Below are 903 nucleotides of genomic sequence, written 5' to 3'. Positions count from 1 at the left end.
AGGTGTCTACCAAACAGGGGTCAGGTCCCTTAGCGGAGGGGAACGCTCTAGATTGGCAATCGCTACAGCATTGAATTCTGGGTCGAAAACTCTGCTTCTTGATGAGCCTAGTGCGGCGCTTGATCCCCTTAGCAAGGAGCTCATTACAAAGGTTTATCAAAAGATCGTGGAAATGGGGCATAATTTAGTTGTCTCCACCCATGATGCAGGTGAACTGCAGAAACCATTCGAGCGCGTTCTTGTCCTTGATAAAGGCAAGTTGCGATTCGATGGTTCAAGGTCAGAATTCATACAGTTAGCATCAGAATTAGACGACAATCCAGTGCACAATCTCGCACGCGCTTTTGCGCGGAGGAGGAACGATGATGGTTCCTAATTTCGGATTCAGACATTGGTTTCGACGCCCGTCATTGTGGATTTGTCTTGCTGGAATCGTTCTCAGTGCAGTTCCTATATCAGAGCTTGGGAAAACAACCTATTTCCAGTCAAACGCTGCCCAATCTACTTTAGTGTTCGTTGTTATTGCTCCAGCGGTTTCTGCCGGAATGGCTTGGGAAGCATCACGTTTTCGCGAAATTGCGCAATTGGGGCGAAGCTCTGTAGTTCGTATCTTTAGAGACCGAATGCTTTTATGGTCGCTAGTTTTTCCTGTTGGCTACGTATTGGCTAACCTAGCCCAAAGTACTGAATCGATATCGTTCGCGTCCAAGTTCTTTTGGATGATGTTGGCATACTCATGCGTCGTAGGTATTTGCTGGGTGTTGATTGGAAGCGCACTTGGCTTTTCGCTTAAGCCTCTTATTTCTGTCTGTGCTGCGGTTGCGCTTGCATATACTTGGTATGCGATCGTTCCAGCCACTTCTCCGGGGGTTTTGAAGCGTCCTGGGTTTAGTTCCTACCTCA

At 47.6% G+C, this 903-nt stretch carries 1 protein-coding gene and 1 pseudogene; both read left to right on the top strand.

All coding sequences use genetic code 11. The features are described from left to right. Positions 1-376, top strand: a 376-nt coding sequence (locus HMPREF2724_RS12175; RefSeq protein WP_141748278.1) for an ATP-binding cassette domain-containing protein, incomplete at its 5' end; no start/stop codon positions are given. Further along, positions 363-903, top strand: a pseudogene (locus tag HMPREF2724_RS12940) (hypothetical protein); the annotation flags it as partial. The gene HMPREF2724_RS12175 and the pseudogene HMPREF2724_RS12940, both read left to right, overlap by 14 nt.

It is taken from the genome of Corynebacterium sp. HMSC071F07, assembly GCF_001810285.1.
Lineage (GTDB): Bacteria > Actinomycetota > Actinomycetes > Mycobacteriales > Mycobacteriaceae > Corynebacterium > Corynebacterium simulans.
This window is presented reverse-complemented; position numbering and strand designations above follow the sequence as displayed.